The organism is uncultured Dialister sp. (genome assembly GCF_937959425.1).
In the GTDB taxonomy this organism is placed as follows: Bacteria; Bacillota; Negativicutes; order Veillonellales; family Dialisteraceae; genus Dialister.
The window spans coordinates 1-6,691 of sequence record NZ_CALGPS010000088.1 but is presented as its reverse complement, the minus strand read 5'-3'; the positions used below and the strand labels follow the sequence as shown (position 1 = coordinate 6,691).

5 protein-coding genes are annotated in these 6,691 nt (G+C 46.0%); all 5 read left to right on the top strand.

What is annotated here, in order from left to right; genetic code table 11:
• The first annotated feature begins 18 nt into the window (after nucleotides 1-18).
• On the top strand, nucleotides 19-696 hold the full coding sequence (locus tag Q0482_RS03505; RefSeq protein WP_299143449.1) for an N-6 DNA methylase: 678 nt from the start codon (nucleotides 19-21) through the stop codon (nucleotides 694-696).
• Nucleotides 693-1,841, top strand: coding sequence for a restriction endonuclease subunit S (locus tag Q0482_RS03500; RefSeq protein WP_299143447.1), 1,149 nt, complete (start codon nucleotides 693-695; stop codon nucleotides 1,839-1,841). The genes Q0482_RS03505 and Q0482_RS03500 overlap by 4 nt, the downstream gene beginning before the upstream one ends.
• 54 nt (nucleotides 1,842-1,895) lie before the next feature.
• Nucleotides 1,896-5,264, top strand: coding sequence for a DEAD/DEAH box helicase family protein (locus Q0482_RS03495; protein WP_299143444.1), 3,369 nt, complete (start codon nucleotides 1,896-1,898; stop codon nucleotides 5,262-5,264).
• A gap of 45 nt (nucleotides 5,265-5,309) precedes the next feature.
• Complete coding sequence (locus Q0482_RS03490) at nucleotides 5,310-5,789, top strand: hypothetical protein (protein ID WP_299143442.1); 480 nt, start codon at nucleotides 5,310-5,312, stop codon at nucleotides 5,787-5,789.
• A 130-nt stretch (nucleotides 5,790-5,919) separates the two neighbouring features.
• Nucleotides 5,920-6,690, top strand: coding sequence for a hypothetical protein (locus tag Q0482_RS03485; protein WP_299143438.1), 771 nt, complete (start codon nucleotides 5,920-5,922; stop codon nucleotides 6,688-6,690).
• Nucleotide 6,691: the final 1 nt, after the last annotated feature.

Here is a 6,691-nt window from a genome sequence, read left to right as displayed (position 1 = left end):
CGATAAAATCGCTCTTTTTTGATTAGAAAATCACTAACTTGTAAACTCCTGCTAGCCAATCCTCCTTTTAAAGGGTCCATCAATGCGGAAAGTATCAACGATGATTTGAAGGCAGTCACCAATACAAAGAAAACAGAGCTCCTCTTCCTGGCTCTTTTCCTTCGCATGTTGAAAAAAGGGGGACGCTGCGCCTGCATTGTTCCCGATGGAGTCCTTTTCGGAAGCAGCAAGGCTCATAAGGCTATTCGCAAAGAACTGGTGGAGAATCATCAGCTTCGGGCCGTCATTTCCATGCCGTCAGGGGTGTTCAAACCCTATGCCGGCGTTTCCACGGCCATTCTTGTTTTCACAAAAACCGGTGCCGGCGGTACGGAAAAGGTCTGGTTCTACGATATGAAGGCAGACGGCTTCTCCCTGGATGATAAGAGAAATCCGGTGAAGGAAAACGATATCCCTGATATTATTGAAAGATTCCATCATATGGAAAAGGAAACGGAGAGAAAGCGGACAGAGCAGAGCTTCTTCGTGCCGAAACAGGAAATCGTGGATAATGACTATGATTTGTCCATTAACAAGTACAAGGAAATCGAGTATGTGCCGGTGAAGTATCCGCCTACCTCTGAAATCCTGAAAGAGCTGCGGGACTTGGAAAAAGAAATCGACCAGGGATTGGATGAATTGGAGAAGTTGTTATGAGCAGTATAAGAGAAATTGCAACGTTTATTTCAGATGGCGATTGGATTGAGTCTAACGATCAATCTAATTATGGAATACGTCTAGTTCAAACAGGAAATATTGGAAATGGGGAATATTTAGATAAACCCGATAAGGCGAAATATATTTCTGAAGAAACTTATAGCAGATTACATTGTACAGATGTTTATGAAGGGGACATTTTAATTTCACGCTTGCCAGACCCAATAGGAAGGTCATGCATAGTTCCTCAAGACATTGGAAGAGCTATAACGGCAGTAGATTGCACAATTCTAAGGGTTAATCATAATATTTATAATCCTCAGTTTTTTGTTTACTACACTCAAACTGATTTATATAAGTCAAGATTATCACACTATTTGACAGGAACTACCAGGAAACGAATAAGTCGGAAAAATCTTGAGAATATTGTTGTTCCTCAATATCCAAAAAAAGAGCAGGATATTATAGTTAAGAAACTTGACATGATAACAAATCTAATTTCTTTGCGTAAGCAGCAACTTGAAAATTTTGATATGCTTGTCAAATCCCGGTTTTTAGAGATGTTTGGGATGAGTGAGGGTATAGATAAACATTTGGAAGATGTAGCGGATATATGCTCTGGTATAACTAAAGGGCGAAAGGTTTTGGGTTTGGAGCTACGAGAAGTTCCTTATATGGCTGTTTCAAATGTGAAAATGGGGTACATTGATTTGTCTACCGTTAAGACAATAATGGCAACTGAAAGTGAAATTGAACAGTACAGGCTTTTTCCCAATGACATATTAATGACTGAAGGCGGGGATCCGGATAAGGTGGGACGAGGAGCTATCATAAGGAATCCTCCTAAAGACTGTATTCATCAAAATCATATATTCAGAGTTCGGTTACATAAAGACGTGTTACTACCTGAATTTTTTGAAGAATACCTTCAGGGGGACAGTGCAAGACGATATTTCCTTAAGGCAGCAAAGCAGACCACAGGAATAGCAAGCATTAATATGAAACAATTAAGAGCGCTACCTGTCAAAATTCCACCTATAAAAGTTCAAATTCAATATTCAGACTTTGTACACCAAGTCGACAAATCGAAATATCGCGGGAGGATTTTTCTCCGTTTATTGGAAGATGTGTCCCACATGTTGTAATATATAATCAGTGAATGATTCGATGGAAATTGATTATTTTGCGGGTGATTCAGTATGGGAAACTTTGATTTCTTACGTGAGAAAAAGGAGTATGAAGCGTTTGCTCCGGCGGCCATGGAGGCGGAGAGGGTCTATGCCACTTCTCCGGCCATGTGCGCCATTGGCTGCCGCAAAGCGCTGGAGCTGGCGGTGAAGTGGGTCTATGCGGCGGACAGGACCATGACGCTTCCTTTCAAGGATAATCTGCAGTCCCTGATTCATGAGCCCGATTTCCGCTATGCCATGGAATATGATACGTGGAAGAAGCTGCCGCTGATTGTGAAGCTGGGGAATCTGGCTGTGCATACGGCAAGAAACATCACTGCCGCTGACGCAGTGGTGTCGCTTCGCGGGCTTTTTGAGTTCATTGAATGGATTGACTACTGCTATGGCCGCGATTACCAGGAGCATTACTTTAAAGAATCTCTCATCCCTCAAAGCAAGGTCACGCTGGATGAGAAGAGAATCAAGGAGCAGGCAGGCCTGCTCAAGGAAAAGGAAGAGGAAAACAAGAAGCTCTATGACCAGGTGCGTGCGCTGTCGGAAAAGCTGACTGCCGAGAAGGAGAAGAATAAGGAAGAGCGTCATTTCAATCCGGAAGCCATTTCTGAATTTAAGACCCGTAAGATTTATATTGATGTGGACATGAAGATGGAGGGGTGGATTTTTGACGGCCCTTCCCAGAATGTGCTGGAAGAATATGAAGTGGACGGTATGGCCGGCGTACCCGGGCAGAAGGGGTATGTGGATTATGTCCTCTTTGGCAGGAACGGCCTTCCGCTGGCAGTGGTGGAAGCCAAGAAGACAAGCCGGGACCCCAATGTGGGACGGAAGCAGGCGGTGCTGTATGCGGACTGTCTGGAAAAGAAATTTGGCCGCCGCCCCATGATTTTCAATACCAATGGTTTTGAGACCTATTTCTGGGATGATAAGACAGGCCCCCAGCGGCGGGTAAGCGGTATTTTCAGCAGGGATGATCTGGAAAGACTGATGGATAGGAGGATGGACAGTCATCCTGCATTGACGTCCATTCCTATTTCCGATGATATTACGAACCGTGTGTACCAGAAGGAGGCCATCCGGGCTGTGTGCGCCCATATAGAGGAGGGGGGACGGAAGAATCTCCTGGTCATGGCTACAGGGACCGGTAAGACCCGCACGGCGGCCAGCCTGGTGGATGTGCTGTCCAAGGGAGGATATATTACCAATGTACTTTTTCTGGCGGACCGCACAGCGCTGGTGAAGCAGGCAAAGGATGCTTTTAAGGAGTATCTTCCCCGGATGTCTCTCTGCAATCTGTGCAGCAATAAGGATGATAAGAATGCACGGATTGTTTTCTCCACCTATCCGACCATCTTGAATTCCATAGATGATACGAAGCGGGATGATGGGAATCGGCTTTTTACACCGGCCCATTTCGACTTGATTATCATCGATGAAAGCCATCGGAGTATTTTCAAAAAATATAAAGCGATTTTTGACTATTTTGATGCCATACTGGTAGGACTGACTGCTACGCCGAAAACCGATGTGGATCGGAATACCTATGATTTCTTTGACATGCAGCAGGGAATCCCTACTTATGCCTATGATTATGACCAGGCAATTCATGAAAAATATCTAGTGCCCTATTATAACTATGAGGTGAAAACGAAGTTTCTGGAAGAGGGTATTACCTATGATGACCTTTCAGAAGAGGATAAGAAACGGTATGAGGATGATTTCACCGAGGATGACGGGTCTATGCCCGATTATATCCCTTCGCCGAAAATGGATAAATTTGTGTTTAACGCCAATACGGTGGATCATGTGCTTCAGGACCTGATGGAACGGGGCATTAAGACAAAGGGCGGAGAACGGCTTGGGAAAACCATTATTTTTGCTGAAAATAAAAAGCATGCAGAATTTATTATCCAGCGGTTTAATGCACTTTACCCTAAATATAAGGGTACCTTTGCCCAGCGGGTAGTCTGTGGAGACAGCTATGTGGAAACGGTGATTGATGATTTCAAAAATCCGGAAAAGGATCCGGTCATTGCTGTTTCGGTGGATATGCTGGATACGGGCATAGATGTGCCGGAGTGCCTGAATCTGGTTTTCTTCAAAAAGGTGCGTTCAAAGACAAAGTTCTGGCAGATGATAGGCCGGGGCACAAGGCTCTGTCCTGATTTGGAATGCGTGGATATGAGAAATGGGGAGTACAGGGGCAAGAAGTATTTCCTGATTTTTGATTACTGCGGCAACTTTGAGTATTTCCGCCAGCATGTGAATTTTATCGGTGACGGAGAAACCAGGACTCTTGCGGAGAATATTTTCATCAAGAGAATCCGTCTGGCCAAGGATCTGCAGCAGGCAGCTTATGCGGATGAGAAGTACCAGACCTGGCGCAGTTCACTGGTGGAAACCTGTCATAAACAGGTGGTGGATTTGAATCCGGCCCTTTTTTCGGTTAAGCTGCACCTTCGGTATGTGGAAAAATTTAAAAACAAGGAGATGTTCCAGGCACTCAGTGAAAGTGACTGCGGTGAGCTGAACAGGGAAATCGCACCGCTTGTTTTTGACATGGAAAAAGATGAATCGGCCAAACGCTTCGATAATCTTATGTATGGCCTCATGCTGGCCCATATAGAAGGGCTGGGCTCCTTTAAAAAAGCAAAGAAGCAGCTTTTGGAAACAGCAGGACAGCTGGAGAAAAAGGTGAGCATTGATGCAGTAAGAAAGAAACTGCCGCTGATTAAACAGGTGGAGTCGACTGCTTTCTGGATAGGTACAGATATGCTTGACTTTGAGAAGGTAAGGGTAGAGCTGAGAAATCTTATCCAGTTTATCCAGTTCAAACATGAACCGGTGGTGGAAACCGGCTTGAAAGATGCCATCATTTCTGAAAAGGAAGGCGATACGCTGGAGCCGGAAACCTTTGAGAGTTACAAAGAAAAGGTGAATCATTATTTCCTGCAGCATATGGATGATGTTCCGGCGGTGAGGAAACTGGTGCATAATGAGCCGTTAACGGCCAAGGACTACAAGGATCTGGAGAAAATCTTTACCAGTGAATTGGGGTCCAAAGAGGACTATCAGTATTATTTCCGTGATCAGCCCTTTGGACTTACGGTCCGCCGCATTGCCAAAATGGATAAAAGGGCGGCGGAAAAGGCGTTTTCACAGTTTATTAACGATAATGCTCTGAATGATAAGCAGATTGCCTTTATTCGGAATGTAATCAATTACATATCCGTGAATGGCTATATGGACAGCCCGATGACGATCTTTAATGCGCCCTTTGACAAGCCCTATGATGCCATGTCTATTTTCGACACGCCAAAATTGAGTGATCTTATACATATCATCAATACAATCAGGGATAATGCCGTCCGATATGAATAATCGGTTTTCCGAATTTTGGAGAGTTTTTTCAGGGAGGAAAAACTTATGAAGATGAAGAAAATCTTATTGCTGACAGCTGCTGCTTTGTGTGCAGGTACCTTTGCCATGGCCCGTGTGCCTGATGATGAAGGCGCCTTGGGAGGCATTGTGCCGGGAATGACTAAGGAAGAGGTCATTGCGATCTATGGTGATCCCAAAGAAGGAAAAGTGACATCGGCAGCTGCCTGGGGACGAGGAGCAGAAGCGCAGATAATCGGCTATGGGAAATCTGTGACCATGAACTGCGTCAGAGACCCCGGCCGTCCATTCCGCGTGACCATGATTCATATCACGGCCAATAATGGGTTCTCCACGCCCAGCGGCATCCATGTGGGATCTACCAGAAGCGAGGTGATTGGTACCTATGGGAAGCCGGATATTCATTACGGTGATGCACTCTACTATAAAACAGATAGCGGCGTGAATCTTGTATTTCATATGAGAAACGGCAGGGTGGCTTCCATCAATCTTGGCTGGGATGCATGATCAATAAGGAGAAGAATGTTCTATTTGGATAAATATTAAAAAAGAGCCTCTCTTTTGAGGGGCTTTTTAGGTAGTAGCGGAAGAGTCAATAGAGGCGGTTAGTCCTATTTCATCGAAGGAGGCAGTAAAAATGATAGTAGACAGGGCACGGGCCATGATGGCTGCAGGAAAAGTGATTCCGGAGCTGGAGGTGCGGGGCGCTTTTTCCGGGGAGTGGAGGGATCTGCCGCTGCGGCGGATTTCTTTCCATTTCTTCACGGAAAGGCGGGAGGAGGCTCTCAGTTACGGCGCGTTCTGCATGAAATGCGGACGGGCGCCGGTGGTCAGGGGGGTTCTTGATTTCTATCCCTGGCATCTTCTGGGCCTTACGGCTTTTTTCTATACAGCGGAGAAAGAGGGCGGCGCAGGGCTCTGGTTTTATGATATCGGCTTCCGGTGCGATATGGTCTATCTGGAACCGGTACCGGACACGGAATTGATGGTGCTGACGGTGCGTAAGAACAGGAAAGATGATAATCCTGATGAGGATGTGTGCCCGGTGAAGTTCCGGTGTCTGGTGGAGAGGGAAAGGTTTTTTCATGATTTCCGGAAGGCTCTTTCTCAAAAGGTAAGTGATCCGTCTCTGCAAAAATGGATGGTCCCGCGGGTGAACCGGGCTTTCGCCATGGGGCTTTGCAGGGAGGAGAAGCTGGACCGGGTAAGGAAGGCGGAAGAAAAGGTGGCCGGCAGGGAACCCCATGAGAAGGATTTCGGGAAAATAGAGTGGTATGAGGTTAAGATAAAGCGTGAGGAGATGGAGTATCTGGCGGCGGAACTCCGGGAGGTGAATATGATCCGGCAGGATCCCTGGGTGATGGGTGAGCCTCTGCCGGAGAGGAAGCTGGAGGAGTTTGTGAGATAGG